We start from the raw sequence: 17,947 nt of genomic DNA on the forward strand, positions 1-17,947 counted from the left end.
CTATTATATAAAAGCATAAGGTCTTTGTAAAGAAACAAAGACTACCCTCATTTGGGACTGCAGAGAGGAAAATGGAAGCAAAACCGCATAGTACAGGATACTTTAAAAGTGGGAAAAGTCTATTTTAGTGCATTAGGACAAACACTAAATAAAGTGCATTTTTATTGGGTTTCCACTTTTGATCCTGGGCCATTTTTACCTTGTCAAAAAGAAAGGTTTAGCAACCCCGGGACTGACCATGGAATTCAGTGATTTTATTAATAATGTAAAATTCAACCGCCCATGCAATAAGCAATAATAAATGAAAAGAAGGCATTCCCAATTTTATATATATACTAGTTATAATAAGAGTGACAATCCTATACCTGATAGACTAATTTGTCTGGTACAATAAAAATTCTCAAGAACTATAAAAACACAATAAGCACCTTTTAAATGTATACAAATTCCTTCATAAAAATAATAATGAATCAGGTTTCTTCTTTTATAGATAGTAGCATGAACCAACAATTGATTTTAGGTTGCTTACTCTTTTCATTTCTCTATTCATGTAATCCAAATCATGAAAAAAGTACTTTGGCTTTTCAAAAACTCACTTGCAACCATAAAGAAAAGCCTTTAAGCATTGAAACCGAACAACCCCTATTTTCATGGAATGTCAGCAGCAAAGAATTGAACAAATCACAATCGGCATATCAATTATTGGTGGCATCATCTCCAGAAATATTGAATGAGAATGATGCAGATGTATGGAATTCAGGTAAAACAACCAGTTCCAAATCAACCTTTGTAAAGTATAATGGCAAAGCCTTAAAAGCGATGCAAAAGTATTTTTGGAAAGTCAAAATTTGGGACGAAAAAGAACAACCTTCAGAATGGTCCGATATTCAAAAATTTGAAATGGGTCTCATGAACAATGAAAATTGGGGAGATTCCAAATGGATTACACTAAGCAAAGATACCAGAACATCGCCTTACCAATTCAGGGATTACAAAACGGGCAGAATGAAAACACCGCAAAAGGTCAATGGTTTTGCTGCTAGTTACTTTAGGAATGAAGTTGATATTTCCAAAGGAATTAAGAACGCCCAAGCTTACATCTGCGGTTTAGGCTACTATGAGCTGTATTTAAATGGAGAAAAGGTGGGTGACCATGTTCTTGATCCTGCACCATCCAATTACGATAAACAAGCATATTATGTGAATTATGATATTACCAAAGCACTAAAGTCTGGCAAGAATGCCTTTGGAATCATAGTAGGCAATGGTTTTTATGGACAAAATATCTCGTGGAAACGCGATCCGGAATCGGAAAGGGATTTAGCTTACGGACCGCCAACCGTAAAACTATTGGTAAAACTTAAATATGAAGATGGTACAGAAAAAGATATTTATACCGATGACACTTGGAAAGAGGCTACAGGACCCATCGTATTCAATAATGTTTATGGTGGTGACACTTATGATGCACGTTACGAAATAAATGGCTGGAATTCGGTAGGGTATAATGATGAATCTTGGGGTAATGCCAAATTGGCTTCACCAAAAATAGATAAAATAAGTGCGCAGCAAATTCCTGCAATAAAAAAACTAAAAGAGCTAGAACCTGTTAAGGTCTTTAAAGGGTCTGATGGTGAGTGGATCGTTGATTTCGGACAAAACATTGCAGGTTGGGTAAAGTTGAACGTAAAAGAAAAAGAAGGGCAACTCATAGAAGTAATCACTACAGAAGCGCTATTGAACAATGGTAAGGATATTTTTCAAGGTTCTACCGGTGGTGGCGCCAATGGTATGCCACAGATTTATCAGTATATCTGTAAAAGCGATAAACAAGAGTCTTGGGAACCAAAATTCAGCTATCATGGTTTTAAATATGCTAAGATCAAGGGCATCTCGAAAAAACCGGATGCCAATATGATCAAAGCGGTATTGGTTGCTACCGATATTCAAGAAACCGGTAGTTTTGCTTCGTCAGATGAATTACTGAATAAAATGCACAGTATCAGTAAATGGACGATTGTTGATAATGTACATGGTATCCCCGAAGATTGTCCGCACCGCGAAAAATGTGGCTGGCTCGGTGATGCACATGCCTTTTGTGAGTATGCATTATACAATTACGATATGTACGACTTCTATAAAAAATATATGGAAGATATAAGTACACAAATGCGCCCTACCAAAGGACATAATAATCCGGATATTAACTTTCAAGTGCCAACAATGATAGCTCCAGGGAAACGTACATCAACTTACGCGAAAATCGATTGGGGAGTGGCAACCATGTATTTGCCATGGTATAATTATTTATACTATGGCGATGAGACTATTGTTAAGGATTATTACGAGGACATGAAAGATTTAACCAATTACTATTTGTCATATAAAGGTGAAAATGGAATTATGCAAGATGGTATGGGCGATTGGTGCCCACCACGTTGGGATAGAAGAAAAAACCCAAGCGCTATGGAATGTAATCCAATAGTTTCCGCAAATGCCTATTTCTATGATGTGCTCGGAATCATGGAAAACTTTGCGAAGATGAATAAAGATGCGGCTTTTGAAACTGAAATGAAAAATGAAAAAGAAGCTTTGAAAAAAGCCTTTAATACCGCATATTTAATAGAAATACCCAATACCGAACATAAATGGTATGGTAGCCAAACAGCAACCGTTCAAGCTTTACAATTCGGTATGGTCCCAGATACAGCAATAGAAGCGGTAGTAAACGGTTTAGTTTATGATATCGTTGCCGTTAAAGGTGGCCACCATTCAACGGGCATTCATGGCAACCGATATATTTATACGGTTTTGACGAAATATGGAAAAGCGGATTTAGCACATCAAATATTAACGACACCGGAGTTCCCAAGCCAAACCTATGTAATGAATTCCGGTTTCACAACATGGCCAGAACGCCAGTTTGAATGGGAGAAAATGGAAGGACCGACCAACTCCCTGAATCACCCGATGCATAGTGGGTTCGCAGCTTATTTTTTCGAATCGCTTGGAGGTATAAAATCTTCAAAAACCAAACCGGGATACAAAGAGTTCATCGTTCATCCCGAATTTCCCGATACTATAACAAGTACAGATGTTTCTGTACCCACACCATACGGAAACATAAAAAATTCTTGGTCTGTAACCGACGGTGTATTCACAATGAATTTGGAAGTGCCATTCAATACAAAAGCCATTCTTCCATTGAGTGAAATCCAAAAGAAAACCTTAAAAATCAATGGAGAACCTTGGGAAAAGATCAAAGCACTGGAAACTTCCGGAAACGGTATATACATTGGTTCAGGATCATATAGTATAAATTACAAGAAATGAGATTTTTTAACTGCATTATAATAAGTTTTATAATTGGATGTGCCGCTTATGGTCAAAATCCCATTGTGCCAAATAAAGGGTTGAATGATCCACATGTGCATGTTTTCAATGATACGGCTTACGTTTATGCGTCCCATGACAAATCCATAGACAATAAAGGATTCATCATGGAAGATTGGTGGGTATGGTCCTCCCCCGATTTGGTGAACTGGACGTATAGAAATACCCTGAAACCCCAAGACACCTTTATTGGAAAAACTTTTGAAAGTTGCTGGGCTACGGATGTCGGGTATAGAAATGGAAAGTATTACTGGTATTTCTCTGAAGGTAACGAGCAGACCGGTGTCGTGATTGGCGATACTCCGGTAGGACCTTGGGTCGATCCCTTAGGGGCTCCCCTATTGCAGGTAGACCTAACCCCTACCCATGAGTATGATATGGCCATCTTTGAAGAAGATGGTGAACATTATATCATTTTTGGGGTATGGGACTATTATATTGCCAAGTTGAACTATGATATGATCAGTCTTGCGGAAACCCCAAAAAAACTGGAGATCCGTAATCCGCGAGGTCCTTACAACCAAGACGGTAAGAACACTGAAAAACCTACTGATGACAAGCCTTTTCTTCATAAATATAATGGAAAATACTATTTGTCTTGGGGGTGTTTTTATGCTATGTCAGACAACTTATACGGTCCTTATGATTATAAAGCCAGTATCATCAATACGGAAAGTTTTACCGAAGGCCATGAGGCCCCAACTTGGCCAGCTGGAATTTTACAGGGAAGACATGGTTCATTCTTTGAATGGCACAAGCAATGGTATTATGCCTATTGCGATATAAGCCAAACCGGCAACCGTTGGTTCAGGGACACTTTTATAAGTTATATCCACTATAAAGATAATGGGGAAATGGCAACCATACGTGTCGATGGTGTAGGTGTTGGAAATTACTTGGCAAAACAGTCCAAAATCGAGGCAGAAGATTATTTCAAGGCCGAAGGTTTGGTACAAAAGCAATCCGGAAAAAATGGTTTTGTGGTAAAGACCAATGCACAAAAAAGCTATTTGAACTTTCCGAATATTAAAGGAGCAAAGGATTATTCCGGTATCAATTTACTAGTGAATGCCAACGAAAATGGTCAATTCATGATTGAAATAAGACGCGATAGTCTTGATGGAGCACTTCTTGCCTCCAAAGAATTCAGATTAGGAAAAACCCAAAACGGTTTTAAATCCTTATCGTTACCTATTTCATCCTTTCAAGAAATCGAAAACCTATTTATCATGATTTTTGAGCAAAATGGCACATCCCTTGAAATAGATAGTTTTACCTTTTATAAATAAATCGATTATATACCAATAGTAGAATCATATGAAATACCTGTTTTTAACTTATTTATCTGTATTTACCCTTTTATCTGTGCATGCCCAAAAGGAGAAGATGCCTTATCAAAACGAAACGCTCCCCATAAATGAGCGGGTTGAGGATTTATTACCGCGAATGTCCCTTGAGGAAAAAGTGGCCCAAATGCGAATTTTCCATGCCAATATCGGGGTCAAATCTGATGAAAAAGGGCGATTGGAACTATCAGATAGAGTCATAGAAAAATTAAAACTTGGCATTGCCGGCATTAAAAATCCAGGAGAACATATTTCTCCCTTAGCTGCCGCAAAACTGAATAACGAACTGCAAAAGTATATTATCAAAAGTAACCGTTGGGGCATACCGGCCTTGTTCGTTACAGAATCATATAACGGTGTAGATGCAGAAGGCTGTACCAAATTCGGTAGGCCGATCACTTCAGCAGCCTCTTTTAATCCTGAGCTTGTTCACCGAGTATGGGATGTAGTCGGTAAAGAAGCCCGCTTACGGGGAATGCATATGTGCCACTCACCGGAAGCGGATATTGTTCGTGACCCACGTTTTGGAAGAATGTCAGAAGCTTTTGGAGAAGATACTTACCTAACCACTCAAATGGTCGTGAACGCCATAAAAGGTGTACAAGGTGATTATGAGGGTCTAGGTAACGGCACGCACATCGGCGCCGTGGCTAAACATTTTGCCGGTTATGGTCAAGTATTGGGTGGTTCTAACTTTGCCGCAATAGAAATATCACCACGTACATTAATCGATGAGGTCTACCCACCGTTTGAGGCTGCTGTTAAGGAGGCCCGAACTTTGGGTATTATGGCATCACATGGCGATTTAAATGGTGTCGCCAGTCATGGCAACCCTGAATTACTGACCGGCGTTTTAAGGGACCAATGGAGTTTTGATGGCTATGTGGTTTCAGATTCCAATGATATCGCACGACTTTATTATTTCATGAAGGTGGCCGAATCACCGGAAGCCGCTGCATTAATGGGCTTAGTTGCAGGTATAGACATAGACCTTTATGCTGAAGATTCCTATGCCTACTTACCGGAAATGGTCAAAAAAGACCCAAGTATTGAAAAAATGATAGATCGCTCAGTAAAACGGGTACTTCGGACGAAAATGATATTGGGATTATTCGACAACCCTTATATCGATATTAAAAAAGTTGAGAAAGAAGTGCGCTCAAAAGCTTCATTGGCTTTGGCCCAAGAAGCAGACCTGGAATCGATAATTCTATTGAAGAATGAAGGGAATACGCTACCACTTCAAAAATCCAATCAAAAGATAGCCTTAATGGGTCCTTTATTGAATGAAGACACTAAGGCTGCTTTCGAATCCGTTGCCGGAAAAAGCACGACTTTCATCGCCGATAAAGGTTTTGAACTTACCGATCAGAACAAAGGTGTCCCCAACCTTTTACATACAGATGAAGCCACTATAGAAAAAATGGTAGGTTTGGCAAAAGAGTCAGATGTTACCATCTTGTTTTTGGGTGGAGACGAATTTACATCAAAAGAAGCCTTTTTCAACAATGCACTGGGAGATCGTGCAACTATAGATCCAGTTGGTGCTCAGGATGAATTATTAATGAAGGTCAAAGCACTTGGCAAACCCGTTATCGTTGTTTTAAAACACAGGAGAACTCTTTCTATAAATACCATATCAAAGGAGGCCGATGCCATTTTAGATGGATGGGATTTGAGCGAATTGGGAGATTCGTCCCTTGCTAAAATCATTTTTGGCGAAGTTTCGCCATCAGGAAAATCGCCAGTTACCATACCGCGCTCTATTGGACAAATGCCCTTTCATTATAGTATGAAGGAAATCAACTTTAAAAAAGGTTATTTATTCATAGAAAACGGACCTATATATCCTTTTGGTCATGGACTCAGCTATGGCAAATTTGAGTACGACAATATTACATTATCGAACAAAACCATTACGCCAACTTCGGAAATAACAGTAAGTGCAACCTTAACCAATACCGGGAAAATGAAGGCCAAGGAAGTTGTACAAATGTATTTGAAGGATGAGATAGGGTCTGTCACCCGCCCTGACAAAGAATTGAAAGGTTTCCAGAAAATAGAGCTTTCCCCCGGTGAATCAAAAACCGTAAGTTTTACCATAACACCAAAAATGTTGGAATTCACAGGCGTTACTATGGAAAAGATATTGGAAGCAGGTGACTACACGGTAATGATAGGAACTTCTTCAAAAGATGGAATAACAACCAAATTCCGTTTAGAAAAATAAGCATGCTAAACTTCGAAAACAGCGTCTGGGATAAAATACTGTTAACAAGACACCACAAATTGTCACTAGTGTGTTTTTTGTGCTGTTATATCAGTTTGTTCTCCCAGTCTGTTGAACGACCTTCTATTTGGGTGAAACAAGCCGACAAAGCTATTGTTCTTCAAAGAATAGAAGATCATAGTGAAATCAAGGCGTACTACAAGCAGTTTGCCGAAAGGGTGGAAAAAGACCTTTCTGCCTATCAAAAGGATAAGAAAGAATACCTGTACCGACTCCCTTGGAACTTGCGACAGCGACAAGGAACACATTTTCCGCCATTTCAAACATTTACTGATTTTGATGGTCGATCAAGGGAACAACAGATTGTATTGATGCATTACCTACAAACTGCCATTGATTGTGGGGTGCTTTATTTCCTGACCGATGAAAAACCTTATGCCGAGTATGCTGCTTCGGTGCTGCACAATGTGACAAATGGCCTGCTGGCCTTACCATCACCTCAGGAAAAACACAATGCAGGTTGGTTATATACCAAGGATCATCTTAGGGAAGCGCGTGAAATCGGCGCCCAATTACCCATTATTTATGACTTTGTACATCCCTATTTAAAAAATAAGGGCAATGTATATGACTTAGGGCAAAATGCCATGGTTCCCTTTAATTTCAAAGATGGACAAAAAGTATTCAGGACGTACGTAAAATTGGCTCTTGAACGTGGCATTATCGATTGCAACTGGCCTGTTTTGGAGTCTCCCAGCCTTGTAGGTAATATTTTGGCTTTGGATGATGACGAGGAACGCAATAGCCTATTGCCTTATTTTTTGACCCAAAACACAAAGCACCAAGATGCCTTGGCAAAAGTAGCCGCCCACTATCTGGATTATGATGGCGACTGGCCCGAAAGTATAAACTACGCCAATGGGGTCAATACCTTCTTAACCTATTTAATGACCTTATTGACCAAATACGACCCTTCATTACACTTAGGGCAAAAGTACCCACAAATTCTTGAGGCACTTCCTAAACCCTATTACCTTACCTATCCCAACAAAACCGAAACTATACTCTTTGGTGATGGTCATCGAAAATACAATCCTAATTATCAAGCCTATGAAACCGCTTATTATTTAGCGAAACTAGAAAGTCAAGAAAAATATAGAAAAATCTATGGTTCGCTAATAAATAGCGCAATTGCAAGAGGTGACTATATAAGATTTAAATTGGGTTTTCGAAATTATGGGGCAAGGCATTACAATGAACCAACTAAATTACTCTGGTTCGAACCTAGCATTGATGGTAGTATTAAAGATTATCCATTACCTGTTACCGATGAGATACCCTTCGCTGGTATTGTTCTGCAACGCAATCTAAGTGAAACCAATAAACCTGCAGATGCTCTTATGGGTTTTGTTGGCGGAGGTCATTATGTTCATGGCCATGCAACGGGAATGTTCTTGGAATTGTACGGTAAAGGTTTTGTACTGGGAAACAAATCGGGACGTAGCCGATACCGAAGCGAAATACATGAAAATTATTATCGCTTGTTTGCCTCTAACAACACGGTTATAGTCAATGGATCATCAGAAGGTAAAGGAGGCTGGGCCGGACTGCAGATCAACACGGTTCAAAAAATCGTTACCGAGCCTAAACCAAAAACCGAAGCTATTTCTCCAATGAATTCCTTTTCAATGACACGTTTTGTTGATGACAAGGGAGATAATGCCGAGGCCATTCAAGAAAGGACCTTGGGAATAGTTAGGACCTCTCCGAAAACAGGGTATTACATTGATGTTTTCAGGTCTAAATCGTCACTTCCAAATCAATTCCATGATTATATCTACCATAATATTGGGGAATCGTTATCCCTAACATCCCATACCAGACCATTGGTATTAAAACCTGATAATGAGCGGTTCTCCAATTCAAAAAACAAACCGTGGACCAACAATAAAAAAGCAAGACATCCAGGATGGCATTATTTTAAATTCATTGAAACCTCTAATATTCATTCCGAAAACATAACCGCAACATTCTCTGCTACTAAATTAGACCCAAAACCAATTAAAATGAAGGCTTTTGTTTTGGGTGCGAATAAAAGGGAATACACCAAGGTTATGGCTCCCCCAAGTACAGAAGGGCCCATACCCTATCGAGAATCACAGACCCCTACTCTGGTAATTCGTCAAATAGGGGAAGCTTGGAACAATCCTTTTGCGGTAGTATACGAACCCATCAAAGGGAATAAGGGCAGCATTACATCCGTTAATAACCTTGAACAAAATGGCATTTTCAAAGGATTTGAAATTTGCAGCAAGGTTAATAACAAGAATTTGAAGCAATTTGTGATCATCCAAGATTCCAGCAATTCAGAATTTACGGATTTAGATAAAGAAATTTCCTTTATTGGCAGGTATGCCGTCATCACATTGGATAATGAAAATTCCCTACATTCAATTTATATGGGGGACGGTTCCTCGTTAAAATATAAGGATACGAATATTATATCAAATACAGGGGAATCCACAGCAGTTTTTATAGATTATAAGCAAGATATCCCAAAGGTAAAAACAACAAAGAGCATCACTCTGAAAAATGATGCCCTTAAAACTAAAATTTACAAACCTACGCAAGAATAATAACTCTTTTTTAAGTACAAAATGATGAACAACAAAAAGCAAAGAACAAGATTCAAAACAATTGTAGTGTTACTATCAATACTATATGGCATAGGAATCAATGCACAGGAAAATTTTGACAAATCAAAAATAGAAAAGGCCATGGTAAAAGCCATGGAATGGCAAGAAGCCCATCCAATTTTCGCCTTGGCACCAACAGATTGGACCAATGGCGCCTACTACGTTGGTGTTTCCCGAGCCCATCAAGCTACCAAAAATCCCATTTTTTTAGCAGCTTTAAAAACAATGGGATACCGAAATGATTGGAAACCCTTGTACCGCACCTATCACGCTGATGATGTTGCTATTTCATATACATATCTCTATGCCAATTCTACAAGAAGGAATCTTGTTGACCTTGCCCCTACCAAAGAATTTTTGGACATCCACCTTTTTGAAACTAATCCTTGGAAAGACGGGACCGACAAACATGCAGAGAAAAAAATTCTTTGGTGGTGGTGTGATGCCCTTTTCATGGCCCCGCCTGTTATTGTTGAATATGCCAAACAAACTGGAGAACAAAAGTACTTGGATGCGATGCATACCTTTTATAAACAAACTTATGATTTGTTATATGACGAAGAAGAACATCTTTTTGCAAGGGATACCCGTTTCCAATGGGGCGTAAACGAAAAAGACCTGAAAGAAGAAAATGGAAAGAAAATATTTTGGGCCAGAGGTAACGGTTGGGTTTTAGGAGGTCTTGCATTGATTTTATCCGATATACCCGAAGATTATAAAAATCGCGATTTCTATGTAGACCTTTATAAAGAAATGGCTGCTCGCATTAAATCTTTACAACAAGCTGATGGATTATGGAGAACCAGTTTACTATCTCCGGAATCTTTTGATCATGGCGAAGTAAGTGCAAGTGGTTTTTACACCTTTGCATTGGCATGGGGTATCAACAATGGTATTCTTGAAAAGGCTGAATATACCCCTTCGGTCACCAAAGCATGGCAAGCATTAATGTCCTGCCAACATGAAAACGGCATGGTAGGTTGGGTACAGGATATAGGAGCCAGTCCTGAACCTGCTACAAAAGATAGCTGGCAGAATTATGGCACAGGTGCTTTCTTATTGGCCGGTAGTGAGTTGTTGAAACTGCAATAATAATGATATGTTATTTAATACTTTGAAATGGCCCATTTTATACATCGTATTTATGATGAACATAATATGTGGTCAAAAAAGCCAAGTAAATGGTAACACTAAAAACGGCATACACATTAGTGATATTGCCCCTGTAAATGAACCCAGAAAAATAGGAATCAGCAATACGCTTACTATATATAATTTTGAGCAACTTGCCCAAGTTAAAAAAGCTATTCAAAATGGAAATGAATATTATGGATCAGCTTACGACAAGTTACTTAGGGCTGCGGACAAGGCATTTAAAGAAGGACCTTTTTCCGTGATGGAAAAGAAACAAATCGCCCCAAGTGGAGACAAGCACGATTATTTGAGCTTGGCTCCTTACTGGTGGCCAGATCCCGATAAAGATGACGGTTTACCATGGATCCGCAAAGATGGCAAGATAAACCCACTCACAAGGGGTGAAAATGTTGATGACCCAGCAAAGGATAAAATGATCCATAACGTCAAAACACTTTCTTTGGCGTATTTTTTCTCGGGAAATATCATATATGCCGATAAGACTAAAGAGCTGCTCAAGGTTTGGTTCGTGGATGAGGCTACTAAAATGAAACCGAACTTGAATTATGCCCAGGGCGTTCCTGGATCGAGCGTAGGCAGAGGTTTCGGTGTTATAGAATTTGCAGGCATCGAAAACATCATTACCGCTATCGAGGTTTTAGAAATGGAAAATGAATTGGAACCAAAATTGGGCAATGCCCTTAGAAAATGGATGTCCAATTATTTGAAATGGCTTCAAACAAGTGAACTGGGTCTATTTGAAAAGTCAAGAAAAAACAACCACGGTACCCTCTATGATGTACAAGAAGTATCCTTACTATTATTCTTTGACAGAACCGAAGAGGCAAGAGCCGTTTTAGAATCCGTAGTCCAAAATCGTATTGACCCACAAATAGAACCCGATGGCAAGCAACTGCACGAGTTAGAACGTACAAAAGCCCTTACCTATAGTATCCTAAACCTATCCGGACTAACAAAACTTGCATTTTTCGGAAAAAAAGAAGGGGTAAATATTGATTTATGGAACTACAAATCCCCTTCTGGGGATATTCAAAAAGCATACGATTACCTTTTACCTTTTGTTGATAAAGTAAACCAGTGGCCCTATCAACAACTTGGGAATATTGATGATGCCATTGAAAGGTTAAGGCAAATGTTCGTCATCACTGGCAGTATGCACCAAATAGAGGAGTACTGCAAAATGAATATTACCCAAAAGAACAAATATGATATAAATCGGCTATTATATCCTTGCCTACCCTAAATAGAATATAATATATAAGATAAATTTATGAAACGATTGGCCTTTAAAATGAAACTGAAACCCAATACCAGTGAAGAATATACCAAAAGACACAATGCCATCTGGCCCGAGTTAAAAGAGCTTTTAAAACAAGCAGGTGTAAGTGAATATTCTATCTTTCTGGATGCGGAAACAAACACCCTGTTCGCTTTTCAAAAAGTATCGGGAAATGGAGGTTCCCAAGATTTGGCGGATAATCCGATTGTAAAAAAATGGTGGGCCTTTATGGAGGACATTATGGAAACCAACCTAGATAGTTCTCCTATTTCAATTCCCCTAAAAGAAGTTTTTTATATGGAATAGAAGGATGAAATCTTCACCCCATTCAATGTAAGCAAAGCGTAGGGTAACGAATAGGCAAATTCCGTATTACTTCGGAATTGTCAAAATCAGCCTCCAAGGTATTTCATAACCCAATATAGTCCTGGTTTTCTAAAGCCAGGCCACTAAAAATCAGGAAAGGGTGGCGAACAGGCCATTCGTCCCAATACATAACATCTTTGCCATTGGGCCATAGATTTTTATCCTCTACATAAGAATAGAGAAAAGATAACCCTTTCTTTATTCCCTTACCATTATCTGTTGTATATGAAAAAAGACTGTTGTCCTGAGTGGAAAGCACTTGACATAGCGCGGTCATTACATCAAGATTAAAAAGGGAATATCCGTATGGTTTTGTACGTTTTAATTCCAAAGGAAAAGAACCATCTAGGGCCAATTGTTGAGGTAACAATTCGTTTTTGTACATATTCCTCACAAACTTCGATTGCTCTGTGTTCCCCACCAATTCTGAAAAAACGGCAACCTGTAGTGCCCAGCAAACACTATGGTTGTTTCCGTTATCCCTTTCTGATATACCATAAGGATGTGTTGTAATCCAATTTAAATATTCGATAAACCAATCCTTTATTTTTATTAAATCTTCTTGGGGTATATATCCGGAATCCTGCATCGCCATAATAGACTTGGCTACTTCGAATAAGTGTATGGTATCGATTATTCCTATACCCCTTCCAGAAACCCTACCCCATAATCGCCTGCCCGTAAAGTAGATTGGGGTTCCATTGTTTCCCTATCAATGAACCAAGCATTCAGATGGGGCAATAATGCCTCAGCATACTTCTTATCGTGGGTAAAAACATATGCCGACCCCAATGCTCCGGCAATTTGACTAAAACGTATCATAACCTTCCTATGGTCGGCAAAATTCTCGGGATTCGTCAATCCTTACTTACGAATATAAGGTCCGTTAGGATTGTCGGGGGCAGGCCACCAATAGTCACCTTCGGAATAGAAATCGTTTTTATTTCCTGTACTTCTTTCACATGTCCCTGCGGTAACAGTAATGGGTTCTGCATCTACATATGCCTTTGCCTTATCCAAAACCCTATTTTTTCTTTATCAAAATAAGAATATTCAAGATTTGTTTGAGTGGCCTTACACCCCATAAAAAAAACCAGAAAGGAGATTACGAAATACTTCACATTTTAAAATTTTATTAAAATACTATACTTACATACGATGTATTAAAAACATAAATGAAACCTACTTTTTTATTGTCAGATAAGTCCCCTTGAAATTTTGGTTTAAAACCATTATGGTTACATCTTGTGTAGTTTTATCTGGAATAACTTCTATGGATGCTTTGCCATTTGCCATTCCGATAATTTCACTTCCTGTGGGAGTCCCTTGGTTATTAAAGGTCCTACCTCCTTCTAAACATTGAAAATAAACTTTGTCTTCATAATCTAAACAGCGTAATCCGTTTGCATCTTCCGCAATGGAAGTAACCAAGTAGTTGCCATTATCAAGTTTTTTAGATGAAAGTGTCAATCGTTTTGCCGCACCGTTTTTTTGATACCGATAGTTTACTTTTAATGTGTCTTTTACAATGTTTTTCGTATTGTCCCCACTTATGGCTACAAGCTCGTTACCACCTTCCTGGAAAAGCACATCCCATGTTAATCCGGAAGCTGGAAAACTATTGATATCCTTTATTTTTGTGCCCAATTCTATTCCATTGTGATATAGGGTGACCTTATCGCAATTGCTAAACACGCTTATGGTCCTGGCTAAATCTTTAGGCCCTTGTCGCTCGGTCCACGAATGTGATTCTATATAAACAAATGGATCTTCTGCCCAATAGCTTTTAAAAACATAAAAGGCATCTTTAGGTTTTCCTGCCCGATCCATCAATCCTTTTTGGTTCATATAGGGAATGTCGTTTTCTGGCCGGAGTGGAGTTCCGAAATCTTTAAATGCCCATTGCACATTTCCTACAAAGTCCGGATCGGTTTCAGAAATGCGTAAATGCCAATCGAAAAGGTCTACTATATAGTTTTCACTCCAATCACCGATTTGTGCAATATTTGAGACTTGGGTCTGTACAATGGCCTCTTCCCATCCATCCGATTGTATTACTCCTTCCCCGGTAATAGGACTCTCAGAATGTCTTCCGACATGGCTTGAACCGCCATATTCCGCATGTAAGAAATGTTTGTATTGTTGTTTATAGGTGTCGATTGCCTTCTGATAGCTTTTGTAGCTGCCAGAATACCAGCCAGACCAGATGGATGGCGAAAAAACATCCACAATGTCGGCTCCTTCATAATACTTGCGGATAGCCGTTTTACGGGATGGATCTAAATTGTGGGCTATTGTATTCAACTCCGTTAAGAAAGTGTTCATTCTATCAACATCCCCTCCACCTTCAAAATCGGGTAACCAATACATCTCATTACCTAAAGACCAAATGATAATACTTGGATGGTTGTGGTTTTGTGATATGATTTCTTTAAGCATGTTCTTTGTGTTGGTTTGCCAGACTTCGCCACCTAAGCCACCACGACACCACGACACCACGACACCAAGGAAGTTCATCCCAGACTAAAAGTCCCAGTTCATCACACGATTTATAGACTTCAGGATCTTGGGGGTAATGTGCCAGCCTAACAAAATTGGCTCCCATTTGAGGTATTTAAATTCTTGAACCTATAGGGCACGGATTGTCCGTAACCGAAAGTCAATCCGAATAAAAGAAGAAAGATAGTAGTAAAAGACTTCATATTAATTTGTGCCCATTATATAAACAACTTCGTTCGGGAGTCGTCTAACAAGGTTACTAAATTACTAGATTGATCTGTTTTAAACGTTTTTCAATGTGATAATTCTTTTTATGTTATCATCAGTTACTACGAAATTTATTAATCTTTTGTTTCATAATATAATAGCTTATAAGTCCTTTTACAATGATGGTGTGGCTGTATTCCATAGCCAGAGGAGTCTTATCGGGCAATGCAACCCAAATCGGCATGATTGTTATCGAAAATATGTTTAGTATGTTGAATTATAAGTTTTAAAGTATACAATCATTTAGCGATGTTTTCAAACACAATAAAGTATATCATAAGGTCCATACTTTTTATTTAATGTGAAACAAGATATTGCAGGATGGTTAGAATAATGGCATTCGGTACTTTTAAAATTTGAAAAATGAACTCATTTATCCCTTTTATGTGCTATTGTTGACGTGGATAGTTCGTTTGTTTAATTTAAAACAGGGAAATTTGATGGAATACTATAGTTTTTTATAGTCCATCCTTAATTAAGCATTAAAATTTAACGAATCTAGTAATGGATAAAAAAGTAATCGTGTTAACAGGGGCCGGTGGGGTTCTCATTAGTCCAATGGCCAAGGCCTTTGCTAAAGAAGGTCATAAAATTGCGGTTTTGGGCCTAAAAAAAGAGGCTGCTGATAAAGTAGCTGATGAGATCAATGGTCAAGGAGGTACCGCTATAAGTTTGGTTGCCAATGTATTGGAGAAAGAATCCCTCGAATTGGCAAAAAAAGAAGTCAATAGTCAATTGGGACCGTGTGATATTTTAGTCAATGGTGCCGGGGGCAACCATCCTTCGGGAACCACAAGCGAACCTTATTTGGAAGAAAAGGATTTACTCAAAACAACGGAAGGCTTTAAAACTTTTTTTGATTTGGATGTTAACGGTATCCAGTTCACCTTCAATTTAAATTTTATTGGAACGCTATTGCCCACTCAGGTATTTGCCAAGGACATGGTTGGAAGAAAGGATTGTAGTATCCTTAATATTTCCTCCATGAATGCCTTTACACCCTTAACCAAAATTCCGGCCTATAGTGGGGCGAAAGCTGCTGTATCGAACTTTACCCAATGGTTGGCAATGCATTTTTCCAAAGTAGGGATACGTGTAAATGCCTTGGCACCGGGATTTTTCCTAACGGATCAAAACAGGGCTTTATTGTTAGGGGAAGATGGTGAGTTGACCCCAAGGGGGAATAAGATCATAGGTCAAACACCCATGGGACGTTTTGGAGAACCTGAGGATTTAATAAGTACGGCACTATGGCTGAGTGATAAGGGCGCCTCTTTTGTTACAGGTGTTGTAGTACCTATAGATGGAGGTTTCAGTGCTTTTAGTGGGGTTTAATAATATAGAATTATAATACGAATGACTTTAGAACAGACATGGAGATGGTATGGGCCTAACGACCCAGTATCCCTATCAGATATTAGACAGGCGGGTGCAACGGGAGTAGTTACTGCCTTGCATCATGTTCCGAACGGACAGGTATGGACGGTTTCGGAAATCACGAAAAGAAAAAAGGAAGTAGAGGCTGCTGGACTCACCTGGTCGGTCGTTGAAAGCGTTCCCATCCATGAGGCCATAAAGACCCAAGCTGAAGGGTATATGCAATATGTCGATACTTATAAGCAAACCCTTTTGAATTTGGGGGAATGTGGGATAGACATTGTATGCTATAATTTTATGCCCGTATTGGATTGGACAAGGACCGATCTTGACTATGAGGTAAAGGATGGTTCCAGGGCCTTGCGATTTGAAGCTGCCGCTTTTGCAGCTTTTGAACTGTTTTTATTGAAACGGCCAGGAGCGAGAGAAACCTATACGGAACAGGAAGTAGTTGCTGCAAAGGATTATTTTGAAAATTTGTCTGAAGAAGGCAAACAACAATTGACGAATAATATCATAGCAGGGCTTCCAGGTGCCGAGGAAGGATATTCCTTGGAAGAATTCAACTCCATTTTAGCAGCGTATGATGCTATCGATGAGGTAAAGTTGAAAAAGCATTTATTCGAATTTTTGGGGCATATAATCCCGGCCGCCGAAAAAGCAGGGGTTTTAATGTGTATACACCCTGATGACCCTCCGTATCCTATTTTGGGTCTACCAAGGGTAGTGAGCACCGAACAGGATATTGTGGAACTTTATAAGGCTGTCGATAGCCCAAATAACGGACTCACATTCTGCACAGGGTCTTTTGGTGTCCGTAAGGACAATGACCTTCCCGGTATCGTGGAACGTTTAGGCAATCGCATACATTTTATCCATCTTCGCAGTACCCAAAGGGATGCCAATGGAAATTTTCATGAAGCAAACCATTTAGAAGGTGATGTTGATATGTACAATGTTATGAAAGCTTTGATTACGGAACATGAAAAACGTAAATCATCAGGTAGAAAAGATATGCGTATGCCAATGCGTCCCGATCATGGTCACAAAATGCTAGACGATTTACGTAAAAAGACCAATCCAGGATATTCGGGTATAGGCCGGTTAAGGGGATTGGCAGAGCTTCGCGGTCTTGAATGGGGTATACGCAGAGCCTTGTTCAACGAATAATTTTTATCGAACTGTAAGAAAACAAAAAATAATAGTAAAATGACAACATTAGTCGAAACCAGGTATGCTTCAAGTCCAGAAGCCGTAAAAAAGTATGACACAACGGAATTACGTAATGAATTCCTAATTTCCAATTTGATGCAAAAGGGAAAGGTCAATCTGACCTATT

The 17,947-nt window shown here is 39.0% G+C and carries 14 protein-coding genes; 9 read left to right on the forward strand and 5 right to left on the reverse strand.

Features of this window, described 5'->3' with window-relative positions:
* The first annotated feature begins 465 nt into the window (after window positions 1-465).
* From R3X28_RS09415 to rhaM, 7 genes are all read left to right on the forward strand, one after another.
* Window positions 466-3,333 carry an alpha-L-rhamnosidase gene (locus R3X28_RS09415; protein ID WP_246200163.1) on the forward strand — a complete coding sequence of 956 codons (2,868 nt, stop codon included), beginning with the start codon at window positions 466-468 and terminating at the stop codon, window positions 3,331-3,333.
* The gene (locus tag R3X28_RS09420) at window positions 3,330-4,682 is read left to right on the forward strand and encodes a family 43 glycosylhydrolase (protein ID WP_317664070.1); all 1,353 of its coding nucleotides are present in this window, start codon (window positions 3,330-3,332) and stop codon (window positions 4,680-4,682) included. Before R3X28_RS09415 ends, R3X28_RS09420 begins: the two co-directional genes overlap by 4 nt.
* Window positions 4,683-4,710: 28 nt before the next feature.
* A complete protein-coding gene (locus tag R3X28_RS09425) occupies window positions 4,711-6,969 on the forward strand; it encodes a glycoside hydrolase family 3 N-terminal domain-containing protein (RefSeq protein WP_154367004.1) in 2,259 nt (752 codons plus the stop codon).
* A 131-nt stretch (window positions 6,970-7,100) separates the two neighbouring features.
* Window positions 7,101-9,605 (forward strand): hypothetical protein, encoded by a 2,505-nt coding sequence (locus tag R3X28_RS09430; protein WP_317664071.1) that lies wholly within the window; start codon window positions 7,101-7,103, stop codon window positions 9,603-9,605.
* Window positions 9,606-9,671: 66 nt separating this feature from the next.
* Entirely contained in the window at window positions 9,672-10,757 is a 1,086-nt protein-coding gene (locus tag R3X28_RS09435) for a glycoside hydrolase family 88 protein (RefSeq protein ID WP_317664072.1), read from the forward strand.
* Between the two features lie 52 nt (window positions 10,758-10,809).
* Entirely contained in the window at window positions 10,810-12,063 is a 1,254-nt protein-coding gene (locus R3X28_RS09440) for an alginate lyase family protein (protein WP_179955106.1), read from the forward strand.
* A 27-nt stretch (window positions 12,064-12,090) separates the two neighbouring features.
* Entirely contained in the window at window positions 12,091-12,405 is a 315-nt protein-coding gene (gene rhaM, locus R3X28_RS09445; protein WP_154366998.1) for an L-rhamnose mutarotase, read from the forward strand.
* Window positions 12,406-12,508: 103 nt separating this feature from the next.
* On the opposite strand, the gene R3X28_RS09450 is transcribed toward rhaM, so the two are convergent.
* The 5 genes from R3X28_RS09450 to R3X28_RS09470 all read right to left on the reverse strand — a co-directional run bounded on the left by R3X28_RS09450 (window position 12,509) and on the right by R3X28_RS09470 (window position 15,070).
* Window positions 12,509-13,156, reverse strand: a complete 648-nt coding sequence (locus R3X28_RS09450) for an alginate lyase family protein (protein ID WP_317664087.1) — start codon at window positions 13,154-13,156, stop codon at window positions 12,509-12,511.
* Window positions 13,105-13,287, reverse strand: coding sequence for an alginate lyase family protein (locus tag R3X28_RS09455; RefSeq protein ID WP_411556604.1), 183 nt, complete (start codon window positions 13,285-13,287; stop codon window positions 13,105-13,107). The genes R3X28_RS09450 and R3X28_RS09455 overlap by 52 nt, the downstream gene beginning before the upstream one ends.
* A gap of 42 nt (window positions 13,288-13,329) precedes the next feature.
* Entirely contained in the window at window positions 13,330-13,485 is a 156-nt protein-coding gene (locus R3X28_RS09460; protein WP_218944434.1) for an alginate lyase family protein, read from the reverse strand.
* Window positions 13,486-13,647: 162 nt separating this feature from the next.
* Entirely contained in the window at window positions 13,648-14,904 is a 1,257-nt protein-coding gene (locus tag R3X28_RS09465) for a glycoside hydrolase family 2 TIM barrel-domain containing protein (protein ID WP_317664074.1), read from the reverse strand.
* Window positions 14,897-15,070, reverse strand: coding sequence for a glycoside hydrolase family 2 TIM barrel-domain containing protein (locus R3X28_RS09470; RefSeq protein ID WP_317664075.1), 174 nt, complete (start codon window positions 15,068-15,070; stop codon window positions 14,897-14,899). The genes R3X28_RS09465 and R3X28_RS09470 overlap by 8 nt, the downstream gene beginning before the upstream one ends.
* 665 nt (window positions 15,071-15,735) lie before the next feature.
* On the opposite strand from R3X28_RS09470, the gene R3X28_RS09475 reads away from it, so the two are divergent.
* Together R3X28_RS09475 and uxuA are read left to right on the forward strand one after the other, a co-directional pair.
* On the forward strand, window positions 15,736-16,566 hold the full coding sequence (locus R3X28_RS09475) for an SDR family oxidoreductase (protein WP_317664076.1): 831 nt from the start codon (window positions 15,736-15,738) through the stop codon (window positions 16,564-16,566).
* A 21-nt stretch (window positions 16,567-16,587) separates the two neighbouring features.
* Window positions 16,588-17,778, forward strand: coding sequence for a mannonate dehydratase (gene uxuA, locus R3X28_RS09480; protein WP_317664077.1), 1,191 nt, complete (start codon window positions 16,588-16,590; stop codon window positions 17,776-17,778).
* Window positions 17,779-17,947: the final 169 nt, after the last annotated feature.

Source organism: Maribacter sp. TH_r10 (genome assembly GCF_033101095.1).
Lineage (GTDB): Bacteria > Bacteroidota > Bacteroidia > Flavobacteriales > Flavobacteriaceae > Maribacter_A > Maribacter_A luteus.

Bases quoted from the DNA above. Each gene is read 5' to 3' on its own strand.
- R3X28_RS09415 (WP_246200163.1), top strand. From the start codon at position 466: ATGAATCAGGTTTCTTCTTTTATAGATAGTAGCATGAACCAACAATTG.
- R3X28_RS09420 (WP_317664070.1), top strand. From the start codon at position 3,330: ATGAGATTTTTTAACTGCATTATAATAAGTTTTATAATTGGATGTGCC.
- R3X28_RS09425 (WP_154367004.1), top strand. From the start codon at position 4,711: ATGAAATACCTGTTTTTAACTTATTTATCTGTATTTACCCTTTTATCT.
- R3X28_RS09440 (WP_179955106.1), top strand. From the start codon at position 10,810: ATGATGAACATAATATGTGGTCAAAAAAGCCAAGTAAATGGTAACACT.
- rhaM (WP_154366998.1), top strand. From the start codon at position 12,091: ATGAAACGATTGGCCTTTAAAATGAAACTGAAACCCAATACCAGTGAA.
- R3X28_RS09455 (WP_411556604.1), bottom strand. From the start codon at position 13,287: ATGATACGTTTTAGTCAAATTGCCGGAGCATTGGGGTCGGCATATGTT.
- R3X28_RS09465 (WP_317664074.1), bottom strand. From the start codon at position 14,904: ATGCTTAAAGAAATCATATCACAAAACCACAACCATCCAAGTATTATC.
- R3X28_RS09470 (WP_317664075.1), bottom strand. From the start codon at position 15,070: ATGGGAGCCAATTTTGTTAGGCTGGCACATTACCCCCAAGATCCTGAA.
- R3X28_RS09475 (WP_317664076.1), top strand. From the start codon at position 15,736: ATGGATAAAAAAGTAATCGTGTTAACAGGGGCCGGTGGGGTTCTCATT.
- uxuA (WP_317664077.1), top strand. From the start codon at position 16,588: ATGACTTTAGAACAGACATGGAGATGGTATGGGCCTAACGACCCAGTA.